The following is a 25,602-nucleotide window of genomic DNA, read 5'->3' as shown; positions in this document are numbered from 1 at the left end:
TGTTCTGTGGGGCGGACCTCGACGACTGCGTGCCGAGTGACGAGAACCCCCTTGGGTGGGGGTGCCCCCTGAACGAAGCGCTAGCGGAGTTCTTGGGGGAGTCGAGTCCCTCTTCGCCCACTCAACGCCGACGAGGGGGGTGGCGCTCTGCTGGGTTTTAGGACGGTGCCGCGAGGGACGGGCGGGTGTACGGTCCGAGCATGACGACGAAACGGCGAGAGGCGACGCGCGACCGGCTGGTCGAGGCCGCGCGCGAGCTCCTCGCCGAGATCGGCATCCAGGGTGCCACCGTCGAGGCGATCTGCGAGCGCGCTGGCTTCACGCGCGGGGCGTTCTACTCCAACTACGCCTCCAAGGACGAGTTGATCGTCGACCTGTTCGCCCGGGAGAAGACGCAGGTGCTGGCGTTCATGCAGGCCGCAGTCGAGGCGGAGGTGAGTGGCGACGAGGGGGTGCCAGCCGCCGTCCGGATCGCCGAGCGCTTCCTCGAGGCATATCCGCACGACCGGACGAGTTTCCTCGTCCACCTGGAGTTCATCACCCACGGCATTCGTCAGCGGGCGGTGGCCGAGATCCACCGCCAACTGTGGGCCGAGGCGCGTGCCGACATGCAGCGGGTCCTCGAAGGAGGTGCCGCGCTGCTGGGCGGTCGGCTGGTGGTGACCCCGGAGCAGGCGGTGACCGTGCTCATCGGTGCCTACGAACTGGCGATGCGTGACGCGCTGCTCGATTCGGAGGAGAACGAGGCCGATCTGAGCCGGCTGCGCGAACTGATCCCGGCGCTGCTGACCGCCTTCATCGCCCGCGGCTGAGCGCGCGCCTCCGCCCGGTGGGGTACCGGTTCTGTCGGTGGCGGCTGTCACGATGGCCGCATGTCCACTCCCGACGATGCCCTGGCGGCGCTGCACCGCCTGACCGGCAGGTCCGACGCCCGTTTCCACGACGGGCAGCTGGAGGCGATCACCGCGCTGGTCGACGATCATCGCCGCGCCTTGGTCGTCCAGCGCACCGGCTGGGGCAAGTCGGCGGTCTACTTCATCGCCACCGCCCTCCTGCGCGCGCAGGGCAGCGGACCCACACTGCTGGTCTCGCCGCTGATCGCCCTCATGCGCGATCAGGTGGCGGCGGCCGAGCGGGCGGGGGTGCGCGCGGCCGCCATCAGTTCGGCCAACGCGCACGAGTGGGACGAGGTCCGCGAGCGGCTGGCCGCCGATGCCGTCGACGTGCTGCTCGTCTCGCCCGAGCGTCTGACCAATCCCCGCTTCCGCGACGAACAGCTTCCCGAACTGCGCCGCCGGATCGGTCTGCTGGTGGTCGACGAGGCCCACTGCGTCTCGGACTGGGGCCACGACTTCCGTCCCGACTACCGGCGCCTGGCCGATCTCATCGACTTCATGCCGCCGGGCGTTCCGGTGCTCGCCACGACGGCGACGGCCAACGCCCGCGTCGTCGCCGATGTCGCCGAGCAGCTCGGCGAGGACGTCCTGACCCTGCGCGGGTCCTTGGCGCGCGACAGCCTGCGGCTCGGCTGCCTGAGCCTCGGTTCGGCCCGCGAGCGGCTGGGCTGGCTGCTGTCGCACCTGGACGACCTGCCCGGCAGCGGCATCATCTACACGCTCACGGTCGCCGCAGCCGAAGACACCGCGCGCGTGCTGGCCGGAGCCGGCCATGTGGTCGCGGCCTACACCGGCCGCACCGACCCCGAGGAGCGAGCACGGCTGGAGGCAGCACTCAAGGGCGACGAGGTCAAGGCGCTCGTCGCCACCAGTGCCCTCGGTATGGGCTTCGACAAGCCGAACCTCGGCTTCGTGGTGCATCTCGGTGCCCCCTCGTCGCCGGTGGCCTACTACCAGCAGGTCGGTCGCGCCGGCCGCGCCACCGATTCGGCCGACGTCCTGCTGCTGCCGGGGCGCGAGGACGCCGAGATCTGGCATCACTTCGCCACCGCGTCGATGCCGACTCCGACCAAGGTCGACCATGTGCTCGGGGTGCTTGGTCCCGAGCCGATGTCGGTGTCGGCCATCGAGGCGCGCGTCGACCTGCGCCGCACCCCGCTGGAGTTGCTGCTCAAGGTGCTCGACGTCGACGGGGTTGTGCGGCGGGTCCAGGGCGGCTGGGTCGCCACCGGCGCGCCGTGGGTCTACGACGAGGAGCGCTACGAGCGCATCGCCCAGGCACGACGCGACGAGCAGCAGGCGATGGTCGAGTACCAGCGCGCCACCACCTGCCGGATGGAACTGCTGCAGCGCCACCTCGACGATCCGACGGCCGGGCCGTGCCGGCGGTGCGATGTGTGCGCGGGGCCGTGGTACCCGGTGGCGGCCGACCTTGAGGCGGTCGAGCGGGCCGACCACGCCCTCGACCGGGTCGGGGTGCCCGTCGAGCCGCGGGCCATGTGGCCCACCGGCATGGCGCGCCTCGGCATCGAGGTGTCCGGCCGCATCCCGGCCGGCGAACGGGCCGAGACGGGCCGGGTCGTGGCGCGCCTCACCGATCTGGGGTGGGGCGGTGCGCTGCGCGAGGTCTTCGCCGCCGGAGCGCCGGACGCCGAGGTGCCCGAGTCGCTGCTGACGGCCTGCGCCCGCGCCTTGCGCGACTGGGGCTGGGCCGAACGCCCGGTGGCCGTGGTGGCGATGCCGTCCCGCTCGCGTCCGCAGCTGGTCGCCTCGGTGGCCGAGGGCATCGCCCGGCTCGGCCGGCTGCCGCTGCTGCCGGGCCTGGAGATCGCCGAGGGCGTTCCGGACCGTCTCGCCGCAGGCGGCAACAGCGCCTTCCGGCTGGCGTCGGTGTGGGGAAGATTCGTCGTCACTGAGCCGCTGCGCGACGCGCTCGCCGACACCCGCGGACCGATCCTGCTCGTCGACGATCTCGTCGACAGCCGGTGGAGCCTCGCGGTCGCGTCGCGCACCCTGCGCCGCGAGGGTGCCGATACGGTCCTGCCCTTCGCCCTCGCCGCTGTCGGCTGAAGCCGCAGGCAGGCTGCGGCGGCGAGTACCCTGCCTCCATGCCCACACTGCGCGAGGTCGTCGCGGCCCTGGACGGGATGTACGACCCCGGTTGGGCCGAGTCGTGGGATGCCGTCGGCACGGCGGTCGGCGACCCGGCCGCCGAGGTCCGGCGCATCCTGTTCGCGGTCGACCCGGTGCAGGCCGTCGCCGACGAGGCGGTCGCCGGAGGCTTCGACCTCCTCGTGACCCATCACCCGCTCTGGCTGCGCGGGGTCACCTCGGTCGCTGCGGACGACCCCAAGGGCCGCGTCGCCCACACGCTCATCACGCACGGCATCGCCCTGCACACCTGCCACACCAACGCCGACGTGCCCGAGCTGGGCGTCTCGGCGGCGATGGCCGGAGCACTCGGTCTGCGGGAGACACGCCCGCTGGAGCCGTCGCCGGGCGCACCGTTCGACGTTTGGACGGTGTTCGTGCCCGGGGCGGACGCCGATCAGGTCCTCGCCGCCATGCACGAGGCCGGGGCCGGGCGGTACGACGGCTACGACCGCGCGGCCTTCGACTGGCCGGGAACCGGCCGGTTCCGCCCGCTCGACGGCGCGAACCCCGCCCTCGGCCGCATCGGCGAGGTCGAGCAGGTCGACGAGGTGGCGCTGCGGCTCGTCGCGCCACCGCACCTGCGCGAGACGGTCCGTGCGGCGATGCGAGCCGCGCACCCCTACGAGGTCGTCGCCCACGACGTCATCGCGGCCGAGCCGGAAGCGGCCGGGCGCGGCATGGGGCGCATCGGCCGGCTGCCGGAGCCGATGTCGCTGGAGCGTTTCGCGGCGCTCGTGCGCGAGGCGTTGCCGGACCATCACGGCGCGACCCGCGTCGCCGGGGAGCCGGACCGGCAGGTCTCGACCGTTGCCCTGTGCGGCGGTTCGGGCGACTTCCTGCTCGGTGCCGCCACCGCCGCAGGTGCCGACGTCTACCTCACCTCGGACCTGAAGCACCACGTCGTCAGCGAGCACCGGGAACGCCCCGGTGCCTGCGCGGTCGTCGACGTGCCGCACTGGGCGGCCGAATGGACTTGGCTGCCGGTCGCGGCGGCGGCCCTCCGTGAGCGGATCGGCGCTACCGTGGAGACCCGCGTGTCGACGCTCGTCACCGATCCGTGGACGATGACGCTCACCACCCCCGACCTTGCCCACCCTCGATCCGGGAGCCTCCGCTGAAAGCCGCACCGCACGACCAACTGACCCTGCTGGATCTCGCCGACCGCGACGCCCGCCTGGGCCAGCTCGCCCATCGCCGCAGGGCGCTACCGGAACTGGCCGTTCTGACCGAGGCCGTCGCTGATGAGGCGCGGCTGAACGACCGACGTATCGAACTCGACACGCTGCTGGGCGACCTGCGCCGCGAACTGCGTCAGGCCGAGGCCGAGGTGGAACAGGTGCGGGCGCGTCGTGACCGTGACGAACAGCGGCTCTCTTCCGGTGCCATCACCAATCCGAAGGACCTCACTAACCTCGAACACGAGATGCAGGCCTTGCAGCGACGTATCACCACGCTGGAGGACAACGAGTTGGAGGTGATGGACCGTGTGGAAACGACGGAGGCCGACCTGTCGGGTGTGATGGCCGAGTTGGAGCGGGCACGTGCCAAGGTCGCCGACGTCACCGCCGCCCGCGACGCCGCCTTCGCCGATCTCGATGCCGAGCGCGACCGGGTGGCCGCCGAACGCGCCGACCTGGCTGCACGTCTCGGCGAGCCGCTGCTGGCCACGTATGAGAAGGTGCGTGCCCAATACGGTTCAGGAGCCGCAGCGTTGAGGGCCCGGCGTTGCGAGGGCTGCCGGCTGGAAATCAACGGCGCGGACCTGCGGGAGATCGCCGGGCTACCCGACGACGAGGTCGTGCGCTGCCCCGAGTGCAGCCGCATCCTCGTCCGCACCATCGAATCGGGTTTGTAAGAGACTGCGCCAACAGGTCCCTTCGAGGCTCGGCCGCAGTCGGCCTCGCGCCTCAGGGACCGGGGTGCTACCTGGTCCCTGAGGTGCGACGAGGAACGAGAGCCTCGAAGGGACCTGCCGATGCGCGTCAGCCGGTCACGACGTCGAGGTGCGTCCCGTCGCCGGGGCGTTCGATCCGCCAGCCGAGGTCGGACCAGACCTGCACCAGGTCGTCGATGCTCGCAGGCGATGCGCCCGAGGTGAGCAGGTCGCGCACGAGCCGCCCCTTGGTCGCCTTGTTGAAGTGGCTCACGACTTTGCGCACGCCGTCGGTCTCGGTCAGGACCCGCACCGAGGCGCGCAGCAGGCCGTCGGCATGGCCGAACTGCGCGTAGGTGCCCGAGCGTAGATCGAGCACCAGGCCGCCACCGGCGAGATCGGCGATGGCTCGCCCCATGACGGGCTTCCAGCGGCTCGCGACCGTGCCGAGCCGGGGGAGCGTGGTGCCGCCGGAGAGCTTGTAGGCCGGGATCAGATCGCCGGGGCGCACCAGCCCGAACAGCGCCGAAGCGATGGCCAGATGTTCCTCGGCTCGTGCGCGCGCACCGGCATCGAGGGTTCCCAGGCCCAGCTCCCCGAACAGCACGCCGGTGTAGACCTCCGAGGCCGGCGCGGTCGGCTCCTCGGCCAGCGCCGCATTGTGCTCCAGGTGCTCGGCCTGCGTCGGCCCGAGGCCGAGGATCTCCGCGCCGCGCTTGGTCTGGCTCAGCCGGATCAGCGAACGCAGGATCTGTTCGCGGGTCCGGTTCAGCGACGGCGACGACAACGCCGCGAGGTCGAGGGGATCACCCTGGTCGGGACGGGTCTTGCCCTCCGACGGCGGCAGCAGGATCAGCACCCGGCGAGATTACCGGCCGCCGCCGTCAACTCAGCAGCATGCACACGCCCAGCCCCGCGAACAGCAGGGCCGCGACGGCATGGACGACCCGGACCGGCACGATGCGCAGGATCTGCTTGCCCAGCACCACGGCCAGCACGATGGAGGCCATCATGCCCAGCGTGCTGCCCGCCCACACCCAGCCCCACGCATACTGCGTCGACAGGGTCATGGTGGTGAACATCGTCTTGTCGCCGAGTTCGGCTAGCGTGAAGGCACTGCCCACGGCGAGTAACGCCTGGCCGTTGTGCGCCTGAACCTCCGGTTCTTCGTCCTCCTCGGTGTGCCACAGCGACCATGCGGTGAGTGCGGCGAACGCCAGGAACACCACCCCCGCAGCGATGCGCAGCAGGTCCTCCGGCAGCCAGGTGCCGAGTGCCTCCCCGATAAGCGCGGAGGCGGCGTTGATGAGTGCACAGGCGATGCCCATTCCCACGATGACCGTGCGCGCGCGGTAGCGGGTGGCGAACGTCATCGCCATGAGCTGACTCTTGTCGCCCAGTTCGGCGACGAACACCACTGCGGCGGCGATAGCCACGGTATGCATGAAGGCCCTTCCTCGTCTCCCGGACGAGAAGAGCCGCCGCGCGACGAGCCTCGACCGGGATCGTCAATGACAATCCGGCCGAAAGTCTCGTCCGCCAGGGGCACTGGCTCGCTGCACCGGAACCCCAGGCGAGGCGGTCCAGTATGTCGATGCAGCGATTGGGGACTACTCCCTTTCGCTGCCGTCAGTCTACACGATGCGTCCGGCTACGATGGAGGCGCGAATGAGCCGGCCGGGCGGCCGCGGCTCCGCCCTCGCGGGCGGGCTGAGGAAAGTCCGGACTCCACAGAGCGACGGTGGTGGCTAACAGCCACCCACGGTGACGTGCGGGACAGTGCCACAGAGAACAGACCGCCGATGGCCCGCTTCCCCGGAAGCGGGCACAGGTAAGGGTGAAACGGTGAGGTAAGAGCTCACCAGCGGTGCCGGTGACGGCATCGGCTCGGTAAACCCCACCGGGAGCAAGACCATGAGGATCTGCGGATCTGCGCTGACGGGCTGCTCGTCTGCATCAGCGGGTAGGTTGCACCGAGGTGTTCAGCAATGGGCACCCCAGATGGATGGCCGCCCGGGGTTCGCCCCGACAGAATCCGGCTTACAGGCCGGCTCATTCGCCCTTCGTTAGCCGTGTTGGGGGTGACCTGCGAGAATGCCGGGGAGCCGACGACGAGCGTGGGTGCGCGTGAGGAGAGAGTGTGAACAGTCGGAGGATCTTGCGCCGGTCCCTCTGGTGGTCGTTGCTGATGAAGCTCTTCATCCTGCTGATCGTCTGGCTGATCGCCCAGCTGATGAATCCGGGCGCGACCGAGCCGGCCACCAATGACCCGACCGACACTTACACGCCGCCGTCGGGCATCGTCACCGACGAGTTCGAACAGCAGATCGAGAAGCAGGCCTCCAAGAACTTAGGTCGAGACGTGCAGGCCACCTGTCCGGAGCGCATCGAGTTGATCCAGGGCAACCAGATGACCTGTCTGATCTCCGAGGCGACCGATCAAGTGTCGGACGTCGGCACTCCGCTCGCCGATGCGCTGGTGACCATCACTGGTGATCCTGGCGATGCCGGCAAGGTCAAGTGGAAGTGGGAGGCCGTCGAGCCGTCCGTCTCGGGTATCACGCCAGAACCGCTCTAGGAACGGGTACCGGCAGGCCCCTGTCTGAGGTGCGGAGGCCGCCTCACGCCTGCATGACCGAGTCTTTACGGCAGGGTCAGGATCTCGGCACCCGCGTCGGTGACCAGCAGGGTGTGCTCGAACTGGGCGGTGCGGGAGGCATCGCGGGTCACGGCGGTCCAGCCGTCGTCCCACATGTCCCACTCGGCGGTCCCCAAAGTCAGCATCGGCTCGATGGTGAAGGTCATGCCCGCCTCGATGACGGTGGTGGCGGTCGGATCGTCGTAGTGCGGCACGATCAGCCCGTCGTGGAAGGCCGGGCCGACGCCGTGGCCGGTGAACTCCCGCACGACGCCGTAACCGAAGCGCTTGGCGTAGGACTCGATGACCCGTCCGATCACGTTGATCTGGCGTCCGGGACGCACGGCCTTGATCGCCCGCATGGTGGCCTCGTGGGTGCGCTCGACCAGCAGACGTGACTCCTCGTCCACGTTGCCGACGAGGTAGGTCTTGTTCGTGTCGCCGTGGACCCTGCCGATGTAGGCGGTGATATCGATGTTGACGATGTCACCGTCTTCGAGCGGCCGGTCGTCGGGGATGCCGTGGCAGATGACCTCGTTGACGCTGCTGCACAGCGACTTCGGGAAGCCGCGGTAGCCGAGGGTCGACGGGTAGGCACCGTGGTCGAGGAGGAACTCGTGGCCGACCCGGTCCAGCTCGTCGGTCGTCACGCCCGGCGCGATGGCCGCCTCGACCGCGTCGAGCGCCTGCGCCGCGATCCTGCCGGCGACGCGCATCGCCGCGATGGTGTCGGCGTCACGGACCTGCGGGCCGCGGTAGGGCAGAGGAGCGGCCTGCCCGACGTATTCGGGCCGGTCGATGGACGCGGGCACGGCGCGTTCGGGGCTGATGGTTCCGGGGGTCAAAGGGGCGCTCGGCACTCCGGGAGTCTACGGCGTGCCCGCGCGCGGCTGGGGCACAATGCGGACATGGCCTACTTCTTCTGCCTCAAGCACCACGCCGTCGAAGGCGAGCAGGGCTGCCGCGCCAAGGACCGGCTGGGGCCGTACGACACCGAGACCGACGCGGCACGGGCGCTCCAGAAGGTCGCCGAGCGCAACGAGGCGTGGGACACCGACCCGGACTGGAACGACGTGCCGGAGGCCGGCGAGCCGGAGCAGCGGTGAAGCCCGCGACCCGCGCGCCGGGGCGACACGCGGGCCTGGACCTGCATCGCTCCGGTCCGTGGATCGCCGCCGTCGGCCTGCTGGCGGTGCTGTGGCTGGTCGTGATGGCGGGCTTCCTCTTCGCCCCGTGGTGGGGCGTGGCGGTTCACCTGGTCGTCCTCGGCTGCTTCGCGACGCTCCTGGCCCGTCGCGGCCGGGTCGCCCCGGCCGCGACGGTCTGGATTCCGCTGTACGCCTTCGGGGCCTGGGTCACCGTCAACGCCGCTGGTGTCCTCGCCTTCGGCTGGCGGATGTAGCGCTCAGCTGTCGAAGGTGTGCTCCGGGGCGGGGAACACGCCGGTGGCGACCTCCTCGGCGAACTGCTGCGCGGCGCCCAGCATGATCCCGTGCAGGTCGGCATAGCGCTTGACGAAGCGCGGTGCCTTGCCGGTGCGCAGGCCGAGCATGTCCTGCCAGACGAGCACCTGGGCGTCGCAGTCCGGCCCGGCACCGATGCCGATGGTCGGGATGTGCAGCGTCTCGGTGATCTCCGCAGCGATGGGCGCGGGCACCATCTCCATGACCACCGACATCGCGCCGGCCTCCTGCATCGCGAGCGCGTCGTCCATGAGCTTCTTCGCGGCATCCCCGCGGCCCTGCACCCGATACCCGCCGAGGCTGTGCTCGGACTGTGGGGTGAAGCCGATGTGCGCCATGACCGGGATCGCGCCCTTGGTCAGCAGCTCGATCTGCGGGGCCATCTCGGCACCTCCCTCGAGCTTGACGACCTCGGCCTCGCCCTCCTTCATAAAGCGGACGGCCGTGTCATAAGCCTGTTCGGGGGAGCGCTGGTAGGACCCGAACGGCAGATCGGCGACGACCAAGGCGCGCTTCGTGGAGCGGGTGACCGCCTTGACCAGCGGCAGCAGCTCGTCGACCGTCACCGGCAGCGACGTGCGGTAGCCGAAGACGTTGTTAGCCGCCGAGTCGCCGATGAACAGCACCGGGATGCCGGCCTCGTCGAAGGTGGCCGCCGAGTACTGGTCGTAGGTGGTCAGCATGACCCACTTGCGGCCCTCGGCCTTCCACTGCCGCAGGTGGTGGGTGCGGATCTTCTTGATGTCCGGGCTGACCCCGCCGTAGGGTGCGGTCTCCTCGGCGGGCACGGAGGCGGGCGTGACGTCGTTCATGGTGTTCTCCTCTCACAGCCCCGGTCGGGGTCCATGGATGGGATCAGCATGGCACTCGCCGCCGAGCGAGGAAAGGTGATGCCGGTTACGCTGGCGCTTTTCCACCGCTCCGTCGCTCAATGACCGAAGGAGGTTCTTTCGGCCCACGTTCTTAGAACGCGCGCCAACAGGCCCCGTTGGCTGAGGTGCCCCAACGAAGGAGGGGCCTCGAAGGGCGAAGCCTGCCGTGGGCGGGTCATTTCGAGGCTCGCAAGCTCGCACCTCAATGACCGGGTTCGGACCCCGGCGGACGTTCTTACAGGGACTCGCGCCAGCCGGTGGTGATGGGGACGCGGCGGTCGCGGCCGAAGTTGCGGCGGCTGATCTTCGGACCCGGCGGGTACTGACGGCGCTTGTACTCGGCGCGGTCCACCAGGGTCACCACCCGCTCGACCAGCGCCGGATCGAAGCCCTCGGCCACGACTTCAGCGGCCCCCAAGTCGCGCTCGACGTAAGCGTCCAGCACCGCGTCGAGCACCTCGTACGGCGGCAGGGAATCGGTGTCCAACTGGCCCGGGCGCAACTCGGCCGACGGCGGCTTGCCGATCGCGTTCTCCGGGATCGGCGGCGTCTCCCCGCGCGACGCGGCCCATGCGTTGCGCCAGCGGGCCAACTCCCACACGAGTGTCTTGGGCACATCCTTGATCGGCGCGTAGCCGCCGACGGCGTCGCCGTAGATCGTCGAGTAGCCGGTCGCCAACTCGGACTTGTTGCCGCACGCCAGTACGAGGTGACCCTGCTGGTTCGACAGGCCCATCCAGATGACCGCCCGGATGCGGGCCTGCAGGTTCTCCTCGGCCAGGCCGTCCAGGTGCAGCGCCTCCTGGTAGACGTCGAAGATCGGCGCGATGGGCACTGTGTCGAGCGTGAGGCCGGTCCGGCGGGCCAGCTCGGCGGCGTCGCCCACGCTGTGCTCGGTGGACCAAGCGCTCGGATTGGAGACGCCGAAGACCTTCTCGGCCCCGAGCGCATCGACGGCGATGGCCCCGACGAGGGTGGAGTCGATGCCGCCCGACAGGCCCATCAGCACCGTCGAGAAGCCGTTCTTGCGCACGTAGTCGCGCAGGCCGAGCACGAGCGCCTGGTACCGCTCGCCGAGGTCGTCCCAGCGCTCGGCCGGCAGCGGGCGCAGCGGCTCTCCGGCCTCGGGGAACGGCTCGGCCGAGATGATCGTGCGCTCCACGCGCAGGCCGTGGAAGCGGGTGCCCGGCTCGGGCATCGCGGCGGTCGCGGCGGGCAGATCGAGGTCGACGACCAGCAGGTCCTCGGTGAACTGGGGCGAGCGCGCGATCAACTCGCCGTCGGCACCGACGACGATGGTGTCGCCGTCGAAAACCAGCTCGTCCTGACCGCCGACCATGTTGACGTAGGCGAGCGCGCACTGCCCCTCCAGTGCGCGCCGCGCGCACAGGTCCAGCCGGACGTCGTCCTTCGCGGCCTCATACGGAGACCCGTTGAGCACGACGAGCAGGCCCGCCTCGGCGGCGTTGGCGGCCGCCGAGGGACCGTCCTGCCAGATGTCCTCGCAGATGGCCAGCGCGATGTCGACCCCGCCGACCTGCACGATCTGGGTTTCGTCGCCGGGCACGAAGTGGCGGAACTCGTCGAAGACGCCGTAGTTCGGCAGATGGTGCTTGTCGTAGCGCGCCACGATGCGTCCGCCGGTGATGACCGAGGCGGAGTTGGTCGGGGCGTTCTTCGGAACGCCGAGCCGGTCCGGCAGATTCGCCAGGGCACCGGTCTTCGCGGTGTCCAGATGGCCGACGATCACCACCAGATCGCCCAGCCCCTCCTCGGCGAGCCGGGACGCCAGAGTCTGCACCGCCGCGCGGGAGGCCGCGATGAAGGTGGAGCGATAGGCGAGGTCTTCGATGGGGTAGCCGTTCAGCGCCATCTCCGGCGTGACGACGACCTGCGCACCGGCAGCCTGAGCGGCGCGGGCCTGCGCGAGCACCGCCTCGGCGTTGGCGTCGATGTCACCGACGACGGGATTCATCTGGACGAGGGCAAGGCGCAACCGGGGCACGCCAGTAGCCTACTGCCCGCCCGGCCTGCCCCGCGTGGCGCGGAAGGCACGCCCCCGGCACAATCGTCGGGTCAGCGTTGTCGAGCGAAGGGACCGGCGATGTCCGAGACCAGACCCCGGCGATCGACTCTCGGGGCCGGGCATATGCGCAGTCTCACCGCGCTGCTGGGCTTCGTCGTGGTCGGTCTCGGTGCCATCGCGGCAGTGCTCACCTTCGGCGGAGCCAGCCCGGAGAGTGTCGTGGAGGACTACCTCGCTGCCGAGACCGAGGGTGACTACCTGCGCCTATGCGAACTGTCCGGCGGAGATCACCGCGACGAGTTGCTGACCTCCCAGGACCCGGCCTTCACCGACTGCGACGACTACGCCGAGGAGATGGAGCGCCGCGCCGAGGAGGCGACGAAGGACCCCGGGTACGACGCCTCCCTCGACCGCTACCTCGACGAACTCGAGCCGCAGGTGGAGATCTTGGCCGTCGACGAGCAGGGCGACGAGGCGGTGGTCGAGGTGGAGGTCACCTACGAGCACTCCGGCGGCGAGCCGGTATCGGCGGGCCAGGAAGGCGACGACACCCGGCGTTTTGCGGTGCTGACGGAGAAGATCGACGGCTCCTGGCTCGTCACCGCACCGTACTACCAGGGCGACTGACCCGCCGGGGACCCGTGCAACGCGGGGACGGGTCTGCTTCGCGGAGGCTCGCCGGGCGAGGTGAAACATGGCCGTAACACGAGCCGTGCCAGACTCGCTTCATGGGTAAGCAGGAAGCCTTCGTCCTCCGGGCCATCGAAGAGCGTGACGTCCGATTCGTGCGCCTATGGTTCACCGATGTCCTGGGGTCACTCAAGTCGGTGTCCATCGCTCCGGCCGAACTGGAGGGCGCGTTCGCCGAGGGGATCGGTTTCGACGGCTCCTCCATCGAGGGCTTCGCTCGCGTCCACGAGGCCGACATGCTCGCCAAGCCCGATCCGTCGTCGTTCCAGATCCTGCCGTGGCGCGGGGAGACCCCGGCGACCGCGCGCATGTTCTGCGACATCCACACCCCCGACGGTGCCCCGTCCTTCGCCGACCCGCGGCACGTGCTCAAGCGGGCGATGCAGAAGGCCGCCGACGCCGGGTTCACCTATTACACCCACCCCGAGATCGAGTTCTACCTGTTCAAGGGCAAACCCGCTGCGGGGTCGGTGCCGGTGCCGGTCGACGACAGCGGCTACTTCGACCACACCGCGCAGGGCGGCGGCGGTCAGGACTTCCGCCGCGAGGTCATCACCATGCTGGAGTCGATGGGCATCAGCGTCGAGTTCAGTCATCACGAGGGAGGTCCGGGCCAGCAGGAGATCGACCTGCGCTACGCCGACGCCCTCAGCATGGCCGACAACATTATGACCTTCCGGACCGTCGTACGGGAGGTCGCGCTGACCAACAGCAAGTGGGCCTCGTTCATGCCCAAGCCGTTCACCGAGCACCCCGGCTCGGGCATGCACACGCACGTTTCGCTGTTCGAGGGCGACGAGAACGCCTTCTACGAGGCCGGCGCGCAATACCAGTTGTCGGGCACCGGCCGGGCGTTCATCGCCGGCATCCTGCGGCACAGCGCAGAGATCACCGCAGTCACGAACCAGTGGGTCAACTCCTACAAGCGGCTCGCGGCCGGCGGCGAGGCACCCAGTTACGTCTGCTGGGGGCACAACAACCGTTCGGCGCTCCTGCGCGTGCCGATGTACAAGCCGCACAAGAGCGGGTCGGCGCGGATCGAGCATCGCGGGATCGACGCGGCCTGCAACCCGTATCTGGCCTATGCGCTGCTGCTCGCGGCGGGCCTGAAGGGCATCGAAGAGGGCTACGAAATGCCGCCGGAGACCGAGGACGACGTGTGGTCGCTGTCCGAGCGCGAGCGCAAGGCCCTCGGCATCCCGTCGTTGCCGCGCAACCTCGACGAGGCCATCCGGGTCATGGAGGGCAGCGACCTCGTGGCCGAGACCCTGGGTGAGCACGTCTTCGACTTCTTCTTGCGCAACAAGCGGCGTGAGTGGCAGGACTACCGCACCCAGGTCACCCAGTTCGAGCTCGACCGGCTCATGCCCATCGTTTGACCCGGCCGTAACATGAACCGGTGCCGACGCCCGATCTGTCCCGTCGCGGATTCCGTAACCCCGATGCTGCGGCCGCTCACCTGGCCGACCTCGGGCAGGCCGATGACGGCCTGATCGAGCAGGTCGCCTCGGTCGCGTCGCCCGATACCGCGCTGACCTCCCTGGCGGCCATCGCGCGCAGCATGGGTGCCGCTGCCCTGCACGCCGCGCTGGCCGACCCTGCGCTGCGCGAGCGGCTGCTGGTCGTGCTCGGCACGAGCGAGGCGATGGGCGACTTCCTGGCGCGCCACCCGGAGTTCGTCGCCGAACTCGGCACCGACCGGCTCGATCTGCGGCGTCGCAGTGCGGAGCGACTGCGGGCCGACCTCGCCGAAGCGACCACTGCCGAGCACCTGCGGGTGCTCTACTACCGGCAGTTGCTCTGCACGATTGCGCGCGATCTGAACGCCTATTCGACCTTCGCCGAGACCTCGGCCGAGTTGTCCGACCTCGCGGTCGCCACCCTCGACGCGGCCCTGGCCATTGCTCGTGCCGAGGAACCGGGGGCCGGCGAGCAGGTGCGGCTGGCCGTCATCGCTCTGGGCAAGACCGGCGGCCGCGAACTGAACTACATCAGCGATGTCGACGTGATCTTCGTCCACGAGCCGGCCGACGGCGTCGATCCGCAGAAGGCCCTCCAGGTTGCCACCCGGCTTGCGTCGGCAACGATGCGCATCTGCGGCGAGCACACGGCCGAGGGAACCATCTGGGAGGTCGACGCGAACCTGCGGCCCGAGGGCAACCAGGGGCCGCTGACTCGCACGCTGGCCAGCCACGTGGCCTACTACGAACGGTGGGCGACCACGTGGGAGTTCCAGGCGCTGCTCAAGGCGCGCTTTGCTGCGGGAGACGCCGACCTCGGACGGGCCTATCTGGAGGCCGTGCAGCCGATGGTGTGGGAGGCGAGCACGCGGGCCAACTTCGTCGCCGACACCCGATCCATGCGCCGCCGGGTCCTGGACCACATTCCGGCCGCTCACCGGGAGCGCCAGCTCAAGCTCGGCAGCGGCGGCCTGCGCGATGTCGAGTTCGCGGTGCAGCTGTTGCAGCTGGTCCACGGCCGCGCCGATGAGACGCTGCGCAGCCCGACGACCCTCGATGCCCTCGAAGCCCTGACCCGTGGCGGCTATGTGGGTCGCCGTGACGGCGCGGCGCTGGAGGAGGCCTACGAGTTCCTGCGCACCCTCGAACACCGCATCCAGTTGTTCCGGCTGCAGCGCAGCCACATCGTGCCCGACGATGCCGAAGACCTGCGCCGCCTCGGACGCAGCATGGGCTATCGGATCAACCCGGCCAAGAATCTGGAGTCGGAGTGGCAGTCGCACCGCCGGGTCGTGCGGCGGCTGCACGAGAAGATCTTCTACCGGCCGCTGCTGGAGGCGGTTGCCGCGCTGCCCGCCGAGGGTCTGCGACTGTCGCCGGAGGCGGCCGAGCAGCGCTTGGTTGCCCTCGGCTTCCGTGATCCGCGCGGGGCGCTGGCCCACCTGGAATCGCTGACCTCCGGGGTGTCGCGGCGGGCGGCGATCCTGCGCTCCCTGCTGCCGGCGATGCTCGCCTGGTTCAGCGAGGCTCCCGATCCGGATGCCGGGCTGTTGGCCTTCCGGTCGATCTCCGAGGCCCTGGGGGAGTCGCCCTGGTACCTGCGCAAGTTGCGCGACGAGGGCGAGGGGGCCGAGCAGCTGGCGACCCTGCTGTCGTCGAGTCGCTACGTTTCGGAGCTGATGCAGCGCAATCCGGACGCGGTCGCGCTGCTGGGCGATGCCGACGAACTGGTACCGCGCGACTTCGAACGCATTCACACCGAGATGGCGCTCGCGGCCAGGCGGCACGCTGCCGACGCGCGTGCGGCGGTGCGAGCCATCCGGCGCATCCGGCGTCGGGAGTTGGCGCGGGTGTCGATCGCCGACGTGCTCGGCGAGCTGGACATCGTCGCCGTGGGCCATGCCCTGTCGGATCTCAACGCCGCGACCCTGTCGGCGGCCCTGTCCGCCGCGATCCGCGCGGTGGCCGACGAGCGCGGTGAGGTCCCGACCCGCCTGGCCGTCGTGCTGATGGGGCGGCTCGGCGGCCGGGAGTCGGGCTACGGCTCGGACGCCGACGTCATGTTCGTCCACGAGCCGCTGCCGGGTGCCGACGAGAAGGCGGCGGCGACGGCGGCGACGGCGGTCGCCACCAAACTGCGCGACATGCTCCAGGCGGCCGGTGACGATCCGCCGTTGGAGGTCGATGCCGAACTACGACCCGAGGGCAAGAACGGCCCGCTGGTGCGCACCTTCGCTTCGTACGCGGCCTACTACGCGAAGTGGTCGGCGGTGTGGGAAGCCCAGGCGCTGTTGCGGGCGGCACCGGTCATCGGCGATCCCGACCTGTGTGAGCGTTTCCGTGCGCTGATCGATCCGATGCGCTACCCGGACGGCGGCCTGTCGGAGGCCGAGGTGCGCGAAATCCGGCGGATCAAGGCGCGGGTCGAATCCGAGCGGCTGCCGCGCGGGGCCAGCCCGACGACGCACCTCAAGCTCGGCCGGGGCGGCCTCGCCGATGTCGAGTGGACGGTGCAACTGCTGCAGATGCGTCATGGCCACGAGGTCGAGCGCTTGCGGACGACCGACACGCTCGACGCACTGCATGCTGCGGTGGCGGCCGGTCTGCTGAGCACGGACGACGCGGCGATGCTGGAGGAGGCCTGGCGGCTGGTCAGCCGGATCCGCAACGGGGTCGTGCTCATGCGCAACAAGCCCGCCGAGTCGATGGTCGAGCAGGCCGCAGAGCGGGCGGGCCTGGCGCACCTGCTGGGTTACCGCCAGGACGAGGGCGAGCGCATGGTCGACGACTACTTGCGCATCACCCGACAGGCTCGCAGTGTGATCGAGCGGGTGTTTTGGGGCGAATAAGAGGCTGTGCGGATAGGTGGAACCCGGTCATTGAGGTGCGAGCTTGCGAGCCTCGAAATGACCACGACCGCAGGCTTCGAGGCTCCGGCCGCAAGCGGCCTACGCACCTCAGCCAGCGCCTACCTGCGCGGTGGGAATCAGCCGGCTTGGGGGTTGCTGCTGCGCAGGAGGTGTTCGCGCTCGGTGGCGTTGAGACCGCCCCACACGCCGAACGGCTCCTGGACGGCCAGCGCGTGTTCGAGGCACTGCCGGACCACCGGACACTGGGCGCAATAGGACTTCGCGGTCGCTTCGCGCTGGCGACGGCGCGGGCCGCGCTCGTACTCCGGGGGGAAGAAGGTCTCGGGATCGGCGTCGTTGCAGGCACCGACGTACTGCCATTCGTAGGACTCCTGCCGCGGCACGGGGAGCCGGGAGATGCTCGCCATCGGGTTTCCTCTTCTCGGGGACGCTTGCCCGTCAGAGGCGCGCGCCCCGCGCGAGGTTCCCGAGGCCCGTGACTTTCTTCACGCCGTCATGCGACCAACTGCGTCTCGCGGTCGGCCTCGGCGCGGGCGGCGGCCTCCCGCTTGGCACGGCGCAGGGCCTTGCTCTCGGGGCTGTTGCCGACCAGGTACGGATCGCTCGGCTTGGCACCGTAGGCCGCGAGCTGGCGGGCCACGCTGAGCAGCTGCTTGGAGAGGCGTCCGGTGTTGTACGGCAGGCCGTGCTTTTCGCAGATCGCGCGGATCTCCGCGGCGACCTCTGGGTAGCGGCGCGCCGGGATGTCGGGGAACAGGTGATGCTCGATCTGATGGCTCAGATTGCCGCTGAGGATGTGGAACGGCCGGCTGCCGGAGATGTTGGCCGAGCCGAGCAGCTGGCGCAGGTACCACTGGCCGCGCGACTCGTTCGTGGCCTCGGCCTCGTCGAAGGACTGCACATCGGCGGGGAAGTGACCGCAGAAGATGATGAGGAAGGTCCAGATGTTGCGGACCAGGTTGGCCGCGAAGGTGCCGCCGAGGACCGCGAGCGGCACCCACCAGCCGGCGAACGGGACGAGGACCAGGGCGAGCGCCGGGAAGGCGATGTAGTCCTTGAGCACCTGGCGGCGGGTCTTGGCCGTCGCGCGCTTCTTGCGGGCGGTGAACTCCTCCTTGGACATGCGGCCGCCGAGGTAGTCGCCGACCTCCAGGCCGTGATACATGACGCCCCACTCGAAGAACAGCATGAGCAGGAACGCGGCCGGCAGGTTGAAGCGGTGGCTCGGGTACCAGGGCTGCCCGTCGTCGATGCGCAGCAGGCCGTAGCCGATGTCCTTGTCCATCCCGTGAATGTTCGTGTACGTGTGGTGCAGGTAGTTGTGGCCGTGCTTCCAGTCCTGTGCGGGGGCGACGTTGTCCCATTCGTAGCGCAAGCCGTTGACCAGCGGATCGTTCATCCAGTCGTACTGGCCGTGCATGACGTTGTGGCCGATCTCCATGTTCTCGAGGATCTTCGACAGGCCCAGCAGCACGATGCCGGCGACGAACGTCGGCCAGAAGAACGGCGTGAACATGCCGATGCGACCGGCGATCTCGCAGGTCTGCTGGAGGCGGATGACCCGGCGGATGTAGTCGGCGTCGGCCTGGCCGAGCGAGTCGAGGGTGCGCTGGCGCAGGGCGTCCAGCTCGGTGCCGAAGGAGTTCAGTTCCTCGCGGGACATGAGATCCAGGCCGATGGTGGCTTCCCGGTCCGGGTCGCCGACGAGCGGCTGGGGCGCGGCGTTATGGCCGGAGGCGTCGTAGTGGACGAGATGGCGCTTGTGACTCATGTTCTCTCCAGATCACAGGGCGACGGCGACATCGCCGACGGGGATGCTGACACAGGGTTTGATGGTTTCGTCGGTGTTGGCGCAGACCTCGCCGGTGATGACGTGGCGGACGGCGCCGTGGAGCTTCTTGATGGCGCAGGTGTTGCAGACCCCCATGCGGCAGCCGTATTCGGGCGTCAGGCCCGCAGCCTCGGCCTGTTCGAGGATCGTGTTGCCGTTGTTGGCCGCGGCGGTGCCGGCGTCCTCGAAGCTCAGGGTGCCGGTGGCCTCGGCGGCCGCGGCCGCGAGCAGGGCCGGATCGACCGTGGGCACCTTGAAGTACTCCAGGCGCAGTTGATCGGCGGCCTGCTGCTCGTCGTAGGTGTCGCGGACTGCGGCGATGAGACCGGCCGGGCCGCAGACGAAGGTGAGCGTGTCGGCCGGGTCGATGCCGAGGTGCTTGAGGTGGTCGATGTGGAAGCGGCCGGCCAGTTCCGCGCCAGGTTTCGGTTCACGGGTGTACACGCGAATCACCTCGACGCCGGGCACGCCGGCCCACGAGTCGAGCTGGTCGGTGAACATCTCGTCGGCGCGCGAGCGGGCGTAGTGCAGGAAGGTGACGCGGTGCGGCAGGGGGGTGTCGCGGTCGAGCATCGTGCGCAGCATCGACATGACCGGGGTGATGCCCGATCCGCCGCTGAGCAGCAGCAGCCGGTCCGGCACGACCTCCGGCAGCACGAATTCGCCGCGGGCCTGGGACAGGTAGACCAATTCGCCGGACGCAAGGCGGCTGTTGAGGAAGCGCGACACGAAGCCGTCGGGGTGCGCCTTCACGGAAACGCTGAAATTGCGGCCTTTGGCGGCGGCCGAACTGGAGACCGAGAAGACTCGGACCTTGCGGACGCCGTTGACCTCGATGCCGAACTCGACGTGCTGGCCGGGGGTGAAGCCCTTCCACGCGCCGTTGGGTCGCACGGTGACGGTCGTGGCGTTGTCGGTCTCGCGCTCGACGCCGACGACGCGCGCCCGCACCGCCTCAGCGGTCCACAGGGGGTGGAGCTTTTCGAGGTAGTGGTCGACGTGGTGGGGGGAGGTCATGGTCGCGACGGGGCGCGAGGCGAGAGCAGTGCGCATGATTCCCATGCGGCCTCTCCTTCAAATCAGTGAACGTCCGTACACTGAAAGTGTGACTCATGGGGCGGCTCGAGCGCAAGGCTGCCATGACGTGAAGCCGATCACTTCAGTCAATGCCTGTTCACTGAAGTAAGCGATAGTGTGCGTGCATGAGCGAGTCCGTGGCCCTGAGCCGGCGTGAGCAGAAGGAGCGCACCCGCCAGGCGATCCTCGACGCCGCTCTCCGGCGCAGCGGCGAGGTCGGATTCGCGCAGTTGAGCCTGCGGCAGGTCGCCAAGGACGCCGGCATCGTGCCCACGGCCTTCTACCGCCACTTCGCGTCGATGGACGAGGTCGGCCTGGCGCTCGTCGAAGAGTGCTTCGGGACGCTGCGCACGATGATCCGCGAGGCGCAGAAGGACCCCGACACGATGTCGAACATCATCGACGCCTCGGCGGAGATCCTCGTGCGCGCCGTCAAGGAGAACAAGGGTCACTTCGGCTTCGTCGCGCGCGAGCGGCAGAGCGGGTCGCAGGTCGTGCGCGAGGCGATCACCCGCGAGCTGGAACTGTTCATCTCCGAACTGGCCCTCGTGCTCGCCCGGCTGCCGAACGTGGAGCGCTGGTCGAGTGAGGACGTCACGATGGCGGCGGGCCTGTTCGTGCGCAACATGGTCTTTCGCGCCGAGCAGGTGATCGCCCTGCCCGAGGGCGGACGCCCCGAGCGCGAGGAGGAGATCAAGCGCAAGGCCCGGCGCGAGATGCGGCTCATCGTGCTCGGCTTCGAGCAGTGGGAGAGCTGAAGCGCGCGGCCGGGCCGCCCGGCTGTTGCGGCCAGCAAGCCGACACTTGTCGGCGAATGCGGCAGCTCGGGAGGGCACCGTCGAGTTGCCGACCACCGTAGGATTCGAGGCTCCACCGCTTGCGGTCTACGCTCCTCGACCAACGCTCATCCGCGCACGTCCTCACCCACAAAACTCGCCTGGCTGGGACACGGCGCTCCTGCTGTGTACGAACGCTTGTTGCGCGTCGGCGAAACGCGAAATACCCCTGACCGCGCTTCCGCAGGTCAGGGGTATTTCTTTGTGGTGGGCGATACTGGGTTCGAACCAGTGACCTCTTCGGTGTGAACGAAGCGCGCTACCACTGCGCCAATCGCCCGCAGGCGACAACTCTAACGCATGGTCGTCGCCGCCGGTTCATCAGTAGTCGTCGCAGAGTCCCTCGCGGTCCCAGACGCTGCCGATGCCGCAGTTGACGCCCACCGACCCCCGCGCCAACTCGAGGTCGACGTTACCGGCCGGTCCCGTCGCGCCGAGCACGACGATGCCGAGCGCGGCCACGTCGAAGCGATGATCGGGCACGACTCGTGAGCCGCTCTCCCAATCGGCATAGGTCAGCACTGGATCCGGGTCGGGATCGTTGCCGGCGGTAGGGTCGTTCTGTAGGTTCGCACGTAGGGACACCAGTCCGTCCACGCCGAGGAAGCCCACCAACAGGTCAGCCAGCACCGACACGACCGGAGCTGTAGCGTCCGACAGGGTTGTCCCCAGTGTCGGGACGATGCCCCCGGTGCCGAACAAGGCCGTCTCCAGCACCCCGCCGACCATGGGAGCAACACCTCCCGTCAGCGCGCCGACGATGCCGTCGATGAGCGGGTTGACGAGCGCGCTGACGGCGGCGCCGAGGAGACCGGTCGTAGAAAGGAGCGTCACCGTGGGGGTGACGGTCGCGGTGTTGTCCAGCAATTCCTGCAGTGTGCCCGAGACGACGACTGACACCGTCGCAACCTGGAGGGTCTGCCCCAAGACAGTGCCGATCAGCGGGATCTGCAACGTCAGATTGACATCGGCGGCGTAGAGTGCCGCCTCGACCGCGTCGAGTACGTCCTGCACCCAACCGTCGAGCGCCTCTGTCAGGGCATCAACTAGCGCGTTTGTGACGGCGTCGTTGACGACCAGTTCGGTATTGGGGGGAAGTCCGTTGAGTCCGTACTCCTGCGAGCCGTTGAAACCTTGACCTCCGTAGGCCTCGCCGATCAGCGACGCAAGATCAATACGCACATCGCCTGTGGCCAGATCGAGTTCGACGGTGTTGTCGTCGTCGCTCACCGTCGCCGTGGCCAGGTTGCGCGCAGCCGTGAGATCGACGTCGACGGTCGGACCGACGAGAGTAACCGACCCGAGGCTCAGCGTGCCGAGCACGCCGCTGAGTAAGCTGCCGACCCCGGAGGTGATGCCGCTCACGACCCCCGCGTCGCTAGCCAGGCCATCGACCGATGCCTCCACGGTGTCGAGTGCGGTGTCGAGGGTGCCGCTGAGCGCGGCGACGGCCGGGGCGTCGATGACCGCAGCCAGTCCGGCGACGGCGTATTCGCGGTCCAGGTAGGGGTCGAGATCGCCGGTCCAAGCAGCCATGCAGGCATCCATGGAGGCCCGTCCGGCCACGGCCCCGATCTCCAGGTTCAGGTCGGTGACCCCGGAGACGACGTCGGACACAGCCTCGCCGGTGACCTGTTCGACGAGTGTCGACAGTTTCAGCGTGCCGAGGGTTGGTGTCGTGCCATTGTCGTTGTTCTCGGTCTGGATGACGCCGGAGTCGTTGACGACACCGGACGCGCCCTCGGAGTAGCCGGTGCTCTGCGCCCGAGCGAACTGGTTCACGACGCCGACATCGTTGGCGAGGTCGAGCGAGAGGAGTTCGTCGAGGCTGCCGCCGGTCAACGGCAGATCGATGAGGCTCAGCGCGTTGACGTCGAGGGGGTTCACGTAGCCGTCGTTGCCGACGTCACTGGCATTGGCCGGGTCGGGGTGCGCGGTGGTGCCGTCGTTCGTCACGGTCACACCGCCGACGGTCGCCACGGTGTCGACGTCGAGCGGCAGGAGTCCGCCGCCGAGGAGCCGCCCGGCACCGCGTGTCTTGAAGATCTCGTCATCGTCGCAGTTCAGCGTGGCGTATTCGGCGTGATCCCATTCCTCGTCGACCCAGGAGGCGTTCGAGGCGACGACTACCGTGGCCTGGGCCGCGACAAGCGCGGCCACCGTGGTTCCGGCGCTCCAGCGCAGTGATTTGCCGGCGGCACGCCACTGTTGACGGCCGCGACGGGTCGTCGGCCGGGCCTGATCGACGAGGTCGGCGGGCTTCTCTGCCGAGAACCAGAACAACTCGCATAGGCCGTACCAGGCCATGAGGAGAATCAGGCCGACCGAGCGAAGGCGGGATCCGAGGGCCGCCACCACGAGCCAGACGACCTCGGCGGCGGCCAGACGGGCCTCCGCGAGCAGATAGCGCAGCGAGCGCAGACGGGACCTCACAGCACCTCACTTCCTCGGGAATGCGCGATCACGCCGAGTCCGATCACGCCGACGCCGATCAATAGCAGCGCAAGGAACGGTCCACCGGTCGACGGCAGGATGCCGGTGGCTGTCGTCGCCGGATCGGAACTGCTGGGCGTCTCGGTCTGTGGCGAACTCTGGTCGACGTCGCCGGAACTGTACAGACCCACCCCGAAGTCGCCGCTCAGGCCCATCAACGACTCGTCGTAGGAGCCGCCCGGAGGCACCGCGAGGGTGACGATGAATGAGCGCGCATGGTTACGGGTGATCGGTGCGAGATCCCATACCTGACCACCGCTGAGATCGGAGGCGACCGACACGTCGCGCAGAGGCTGCTCGGCGACGACCGACTCCACCGACCCCGAGCACACTGGATATTGAGCACCGTCATCGCCACTGAGGGTGCCGTTGCAGGCGTCGACCGCAATGTGCAGCGGGTAGTCGGGGTGGTTGACAAGAGCGCCGTCGCCCCACAGGCGCAGGGCCAGGGTACCGACGTCGGCACCCACGAGGCTCGCCTCCACCGACCAGTAACGGCGATCACCTGGGGTGAGGTCGAAGAAGGTGGCTGGCGATTTCCCCGCCGAGACGGTGAGGTCGCCGACTTCCTCGACGGGATTCAACTGGTTCGACACCAAGGCAGCGGCCTGGACTCCGAACGAGAGCAGGCCGAGCACGAGTGCCGTGGTGGCACCGGCCATGCCCAACATCCTGCGCCTGCTCATGTGCTTGCTTCTTTCAAACATTCTCGTTCGGTGATCTCGGCTTCGATGTCCTCCACCGAAGCCGGCCAGAAGGCCCACAACACCAGTAATCCGACCAACAGCACCACGGTGCCCATGACTAGTGGTGACGTGAGGATCGCCATCATCGGCCCCGCATGCGGGAGGGGCATCTCGGCCCGGTAGACCCAGTCGACGGTGTAGGGGAAGACGTCCTCGACCTCGTTGGCGTCACCTTGCAGGACGAAGGACCGCTTCTCGGGGTGTTCCGGCACCATGTCGATGCGCACGACCCGGTGCGTCACCAACGGTGAGGCATCGTCTAGGCGCGTTGTCACGATGTCACCGACCTCGACCTCATCGGCGTCGACCGGATAAGACAACACCCCGTACCCCGCTGGCAGGTCCGGCGACATCGACCCGGTCTTGAGGACGATGACCGTGGCCCCACTGTAGTGCGCGTAGAGTGCCCAACCGACTGCCACGACGCCGAGCAGGCCGGCGACCCCCAGGACCAGGTCCTTGAGCAGTCCGGGGAGCCGCCGCCCGCGACGGCGGCCAGCCGATTCGCCCCGACGCCGGTGAGCCATGAGGTCGACTAGTCGGAGGTGGCGTTGAAACGCCACGCCGGAAATACCAGCCGACCCTGGAGAGTCTGGGTCGTGTCATTGTCGGGCAGCGTGATGGCGAAGCAGTAATACTGCACGTTGCCGCGGGCGGCGCTGAGCGACTGCGAACCAGGGGCCGCAGTCTCGTTGAAGGTGGCACCGGAGATGATTTCCGTGCCTGCTGTGGTGAAACTCGTCCGACAGTTCGCGGCGGTCGCAGCGTCGTCGGTGACGCGCACTGAGTAGGTGAGGTTGTCCCACAGCAGGTTGCTCGTGTCGTCAGGTGTCTCGCCCGAAGCAGCAACGGGCGGCGTGATGAGCGTCAGTGAGCCGCTGACCGAATCTGCGGTCGTGGCGAGCGCGACCGGGGCGTAGATCGTGGTGCCTGGGGTCAGCCCTGTCGGGTCGACGTCGAAGATCAGCGCGTCTCCGGGGTTGGACTCGAAGTCGGCGAAGGTGTCGCTGGTCGATGGCGGGGTCGTTTCCCAGGCGTTCTGCTGGACCTCGAATTCGCTGGTCCCGACGCCCTCGCCGTCGCCGTCGGGACCGACACCGCCGAAGACCCACTCGTTGTCGTTCCAGGCTGCCAGCGACAGCACGGCGGCTAGGCCGAGCGCCAGTCCGGCCGAGGCGATGGCAGCGATCTTGCGGCGACGTCGCGTACGAGTGGCGCGGGTCATCGACGTGGTCATGTGGGTCTCCCTCCCAGATGTGACCGTCTTCTACCCGACGGTCTTCACGAAGACTACAGGCTCTCCTCATCCCGCGTGTAGGATTTTGTCAGGAATCGCCCGAAAATATGCGCGGCAATCCAGGGATAAGGGGCCCCGGTTTGGGCCTTGGCGGGGATGTGGTCTAGTGTTGCTACTCGCATCGGTCGAGGCAGTCGGGCGAAGCAGTGCGGACATAGCTCAGTGGTAGAGCATCACCTTGCCAAGGTGAGGGTCGCGAGTTCGAATCTCGTTGTCCGCTCGGAATCGGGTCAAGGCCCATCCAGCGGTGGGTTGGCCGAGAGGCGAGGCAACGGACTGCAAATCCGTGTACACGGGTTCAAATCCCGTACCCACCTCGGAAGCACAACTGAACACCCACGGGCGATTGGCGCAGCGGTAGCGCGCTTCCCTGACACGGA

General features: G+C 68.9%; 23 protein-coding genes, 3 tRNA genes and 1 other RNA gene. 14 read left to right on the top strand and 13 right to left on the bottom strand.

The annotated features are described in order from the left end of the window. The first annotated feature begins 200 nt into the window (after positions 1-200). Genes QM597_RS05180 through QM597_RS05165 form a run of 4 tightly spaced genes read left to right on the top strand, consistent with a single transcriptional unit; the run spans position 201 to position 4,905 of the window. Positions 201-812: a TetR/AcrR family transcriptional regulator gene (locus QM597_RS05180; protein WP_415003805.1), complete on the top strand. Its 612-nt coding sequence runs from the start codon at positions 201-203 to the stop codon at positions 810-812. Between the two features lie 60 nt (positions 813-872). Then, entirely contained in the window at positions 873-2,966 is a 2,094-nt protein-coding gene (locus QM597_RS05175) for a DEAD/DEAH box helicase (protein WP_415003804.1), read from the top strand. A 38-nt stretch (positions 2,967-3,004) separates the two neighbouring features. Next, on the top strand, positions 3,005-4,168 hold the full coding sequence (locus QM597_RS05170; RefSeq protein ID WP_415003803.1) for a Nif3-like dinuclear metal center hexameric protein: 1,164 nt from the start codon (positions 3,005-3,007) through the stop codon (positions 4,166-4,168). Then, positions 4,108-4,905 carry a zinc ribbon domain-containing protein gene (locus tag QM597_RS05165; protein ID WP_415003802.1) on the top strand — a complete coding sequence of 266 codons (798 nt, stop codon included), beginning with the start codon at positions 4,108-4,110 and terminating at the stop codon, positions 4,903-4,905. The genes QM597_RS05170 and QM597_RS05165 overlap by 61 nt, the downstream gene beginning before the upstream one ends. A gap of 127 nt (positions 4,906-5,032) precedes the next feature. Here QM597_RS05165 and QM597_RS05160 read toward each other — a convergent pair whose 3' ends face one another. After that, entirely contained in the window at positions 5,033-5,782 is a 750-nt protein-coding gene (locus QM597_RS05160; RefSeq protein ID WP_415003801.1) for a YaaA family protein, read from the bottom strand. Positions 5,783-5,807: 25 nt separating this feature from the next. Further along, on the bottom strand, positions 5,808-6,368 hold the full coding sequence (locus tag QM597_RS05155) for a TMEM165/GDT1 family protein (RefSeq protein ID WP_415003800.1): 561 nt from the start codon (positions 6,366-6,368) through the stop codon (positions 5,808-5,810). Positions 6,369-6,592: 224 nt separating this feature from the next. Between QM597_RS05155 and rnpB the strand changes: the two genes are divergently transcribed. Together rnpB and QM597_RS05145 are read left to right on the top strand one after the other, a co-directional pair. After that, positions 6,593-6,982: RNase P RNA component class A (rnpB, locus tag QM597_RS05150), an RNA gene on the top strand. A gap of 81 nt (positions 6,983-7,063) precedes the next feature. After that, on the top strand, positions 7,064-7,501 hold the full coding sequence (locus tag QM597_RS05145) for a hypothetical protein (RefSeq protein WP_415003799.1): 438 nt from the start codon (positions 7,064-7,066) through the stop codon (positions 7,499-7,501). Positions 7,502-7,566: 65 nt separating this feature from the next. On the opposite strand, the gene map is transcribed toward QM597_RS05145, so the two are convergent. Beyond that, entirely contained in the window at positions 7,567-8,421 is an 855-nt protein-coding gene (gene map / locus QM597_RS05140) for a type I methionyl aminopeptidase (RefSeq protein WP_415003798.1), read from the bottom strand. A gap of 48 nt (positions 8,422-8,469) precedes the next feature. Here map and QM597_RS05135 point away from each other — a divergent pair, with 48 nt between their 5' ends. Next, complete coding sequence (locus QM597_RS05135; RefSeq protein WP_415003797.1) at positions 8,470-8,667, top strand: hypothetical protein; 198 nt, start codon at positions 8,470-8,472, stop codon at positions 8,665-8,667. Beyond that, a complete protein-coding gene (locus tag QM597_RS05130; protein WP_415003796.1) occupies positions 8,664-8,963 on the top strand; it encodes a hypothetical protein in 300 nt (99 codons plus the stop codon). The genes QM597_RS05135 and QM597_RS05130 overlap by 4 nt, the downstream gene beginning before the upstream one ends. A gap of 3 nt (positions 8,964-8,966) precedes the next feature. On the opposite strand, the gene panB is transcribed toward QM597_RS05130, so the two are convergent. Together panB and QM597_RS05120 are read right to left on the bottom strand one after the other, a co-directional pair. Beyond that, positions 8,967-9,836: a 3-methyl-2-oxobutanoate hydroxymethyltransferase gene (panB, locus tag QM597_RS05125; protein WP_415003795.1), complete on the bottom strand. Its 870-nt coding sequence runs from the start codon at positions 9,834-9,836 to the stop codon at positions 8,967-8,969. Between the two features lie 295 nt (positions 9,837-10,131). After that, positions 10,132-11,901 carry an NAD+ synthase gene (locus tag QM597_RS05120; protein ID WP_415003794.1) on the bottom strand — a complete coding sequence of 590 codons (1,770 nt, stop codon included), beginning with the start codon at positions 11,899-11,901 and terminating at the stop codon, positions 10,132-10,134. A gap of 99 nt (positions 11,902-12,000) precedes the next feature. On the opposite strand from QM597_RS05120, the gene QM597_RS05115 reads away from it, so the two are divergent. From QM597_RS05115 to QM597_RS05105, 3 genes are all read left to right on the top strand, one after another. After that, the gene (locus QM597_RS05115) at positions 12,001-12,549 is read left to right on the top strand and encodes a hypothetical protein (RefSeq protein WP_415003793.1); all 549 of its coding nucleotides are present in this window, start codon (positions 12,001-12,003) and stop codon (positions 12,547-12,549) included. A gap of 101 nt (positions 12,550-12,650) precedes the next feature. Further along, positions 12,651-13,991 (top strand): type I glutamate--ammonia ligase, encoded by a 1,341-nt coding sequence (glnA, locus tag QM597_RS05110; protein ID WP_415003792.1) that lies wholly within the window; start codon positions 12,651-12,653, stop codon positions 13,989-13,991. Between the two features lie 20 nt (positions 13,992-14,011). Further along, positions 14,012-16,921 (top strand): bifunctional [glutamine synthetase] adenylyltransferase/[glutamine synthetase]-adenylyl-L-tyrosine phosphorylase, encoded by a 2,910-nt coding sequence (locus QM597_RS05105; RefSeq protein ID WP_415003791.1) that lies wholly within the window; start codon positions 14,012-14,014, stop codon positions 16,919-16,921. A 137-nt stretch (positions 16,922-17,058) separates the two neighbouring features. Here the strand turns inward: QM597_RS05105 and QM597_RS05100 are convergent, their stop codons facing one another. The 3 genes from QM597_RS05100 to QM597_RS05090 all read right to left on the bottom strand — a co-directional run bounded on the left by QM597_RS05100 (position 17,059) and on the right by QM597_RS05090 (position 19,835). Then, entirely contained in the window at positions 17,059-17,349 is a 291-nt protein-coding gene (locus QM597_RS05100) for a WhiB family transcriptional regulator (RefSeq protein ID WP_415003790.1), read from the bottom strand. An 86-nt stretch (positions 17,350-17,435) separates the two neighbouring features. Then, complete coding sequence (locus QM597_RS05095) at positions 17,436-18,713, bottom strand: fatty acid desaturase family protein (RefSeq protein ID WP_415003789.1); 1,278 nt, start codon at positions 18,711-18,713, stop codon at positions 17,436-17,438. Between the two features lie 12 nt (positions 18,714-18,725). After that, complete coding sequence (locus QM597_RS05090; protein ID WP_415003788.1) at positions 18,726-19,835, bottom strand: ferredoxin reductase; 1,110 nt, start codon at positions 19,833-19,835, stop codon at positions 18,726-18,728. A gap of 140 nt (positions 19,836-19,975) precedes the next feature. Between QM597_RS05090 and QM597_RS05085 the strand changes: the two genes are divergently transcribed. Next, entirely contained in the window at positions 19,976-20,608 is a 633-nt protein-coding gene (locus QM597_RS05085; protein ID WP_415003787.1) for a TetR family transcriptional regulator, read from the top strand. Between the two features lie 283 nt (positions 20,609-20,891). Here QM597_RS05085 and QM597_RS05080 read toward each other — a convergent pair. From QM597_RS05080 to QM597_RS05060, 5 genes are all read right to left on the bottom strand, one after another. Next, positions 20,892-20,966 (bottom strand) — tRNA-Val (locus QM597_RS05080). 41 nt (positions 20,967-21,007) lie between these two features. Then, positions 21,008-23,119, bottom strand: coding sequence for a choice-of-anchor G family protein (locus tag QM597_RS05075; RefSeq protein WP_415003786.1), 2,112 nt, complete (start codon positions 23,117-23,119; stop codon positions 21,008-21,010). After that, positions 23,116-23,865 carry a hypothetical protein gene (locus QM597_RS05070; protein WP_415003785.1) on the bottom strand — a complete coding sequence of 250 codons (750 nt, stop codon included), beginning with the start codon at positions 23,863-23,865 and terminating at the stop codon, positions 23,116-23,118. Before QM597_RS05070 ends, QM597_RS05075 begins: the two co-directional genes overlap by 4 nt. After that, entirely contained in the window at positions 23,862-24,452 is a 591-nt protein-coding gene (locus tag QM597_RS05065) for a signal peptidase I (protein WP_415003784.1), read from the bottom strand. Before QM597_RS05065 ends, QM597_RS05070 begins: the two co-directional genes overlap by 4 nt. A gap of 8 nt (positions 24,453-24,460) precedes the next feature. Continuing rightward, positions 24,461-25,162: a hypothetical protein gene (locus QM597_RS05060; RefSeq protein WP_415003783.1), complete on the bottom strand. Its 702-nt coding sequence runs from the start codon at positions 25,160-25,162 to the stop codon at positions 24,461-24,463. Between the two features lie 208 nt (positions 25,163-25,370). Here QM597_RS05060 and QM597_RS05055 point away from each other — a divergent pair. Continuing rightward, positions 25,371-25,442: transfer RNA gene (locus QM597_RS05055), tRNA-Gly, on the top strand. Between the two features lie 26 nt (positions 25,443-25,468). Continuing rightward, positions 25,469-25,539, top strand: a tRNA-Cys gene (locus QM597_RS05050). Positions 25,540-25,602 lie beyond the last annotated feature (63 nt).

Origin of the sequence: Aeromicrobium sp. (assembly GCF_047607065.1) — a bacterium.
Taxonomy (GTDB): Bacteria; Actinomycetota; Actinomycetes; order Propionibacteriales; family Nocardioidaceae; genus Aeromicrobium.
The sequence above is the reverse complement of the archived record's forward strand: the minus strand, read 5'-3'. Positions and strand labels throughout refer to the sequence as shown.

What these genes read in the sequence shown, in the direction of transcription:
- QM597_RS05180 (WP_415003805.1), top strand. Translation starts at nt 201, where the DNA reads ATGACGACGAAACGGCGAGAGGCGACGCGCGACCGGCTGGTCGAGGCC.
- QM597_RS05175 (WP_415003804.1), top strand. Translation starts at nt 873, where the DNA reads ATGTCCACTCCCGACGATGCCCTGGCGGCGCTGCACCGCCTGACCGGC.
- QM597_RS05170 (WP_415003803.1), top strand. Translation starts at nt 3,005, where the DNA reads ATGCCCACACTGCGCGAGGTCGTCGCGGCCCTGGACGGGATGTACGAC.
- QM597_RS05155 (WP_415003800.1), bottom strand. Translation starts at nt 6,368, where the DNA reads ATGCATACCGTGGCTATCGCCGCCGCAGTGGTGTTCGTCGCCGAACTG.
- QM597_RS05135 (WP_415003797.1), top strand. Translation starts at nt 8,470, where the DNA reads ATGGCCTACTTCTTCTGCCTCAAGCACCACGCCGTCGAAGGCGAGCAG.
- panB (WP_415003795.1), bottom strand. Translation starts at nt 9,836, where the DNA reads ATGAACGACGTCACGCCCGCCTCCGTGCCCGCCGAGGAGACCGCACCC.
- QM597_RS05115 (WP_415003793.1), top strand. Translation starts at nt 12,001, where the DNA reads ATGTCCGAGACCAGACCCCGGCGATCGACTCTCGGGGCCGGGCATATG.
- glnA (WP_415003792.1), top strand. Translation starts at nt 12,651, where the DNA reads ATGGGTAAGCAGGAAGCCTTCGTCCTCCGGGCCATCGAAGAGCGTGAC.
- QM597_RS05100 (WP_415003790.1), bottom strand. Translation starts at nt 17,349, where the DNA reads ATGGCGAGCATCTCCCGGCTCCCCGTGCCGCGGCAGGAGTCCTACGAA.
- QM597_RS05095 (WP_415003789.1), bottom strand. Translation starts at nt 18,713, where the DNA reads ATGAGTCACAAGCGCCATCTCGTCCACTACGACGCCTCCGGCCATAAC.
- QM597_RS05090 (WP_415003788.1), bottom strand. Translation starts at nt 19,835, where the DNA reads ATGGGAATCATGCGCACTGCTCTCGCCTCGCGCCCCGTCGCGACCATG.
- QM597_RS05085 (WP_415003787.1), top strand. Translation starts at nt 19,976, where the DNA reads ATGAGCGAGTCCGTGGCCCTGAGCCGGCGTGAGCAGAAGGAGCGCACC.
- QM597_RS05070 (WP_415003785.1), bottom strand. Translation starts at nt 23,865, where the DNA reads ATGAGCAGGCGCAGGATGTTGGGCATGGCCGGTGCCACCACGGCACTC.
- QM597_RS05065 (WP_415003784.1), bottom strand. Translation starts at nt 24,452, where the DNA reads ATGGCTCACCGGCGTCGGGGCGAATCGGCTGGCCGCCGTCGCGGGCGG.
- QM597_RS05060 (WP_415003783.1), bottom strand. Translation starts at nt 25,162, where the DNA reads ATGACCACGTCGATGACCCGCGCCACTCGTACGCGACGTCGCCGCAAG.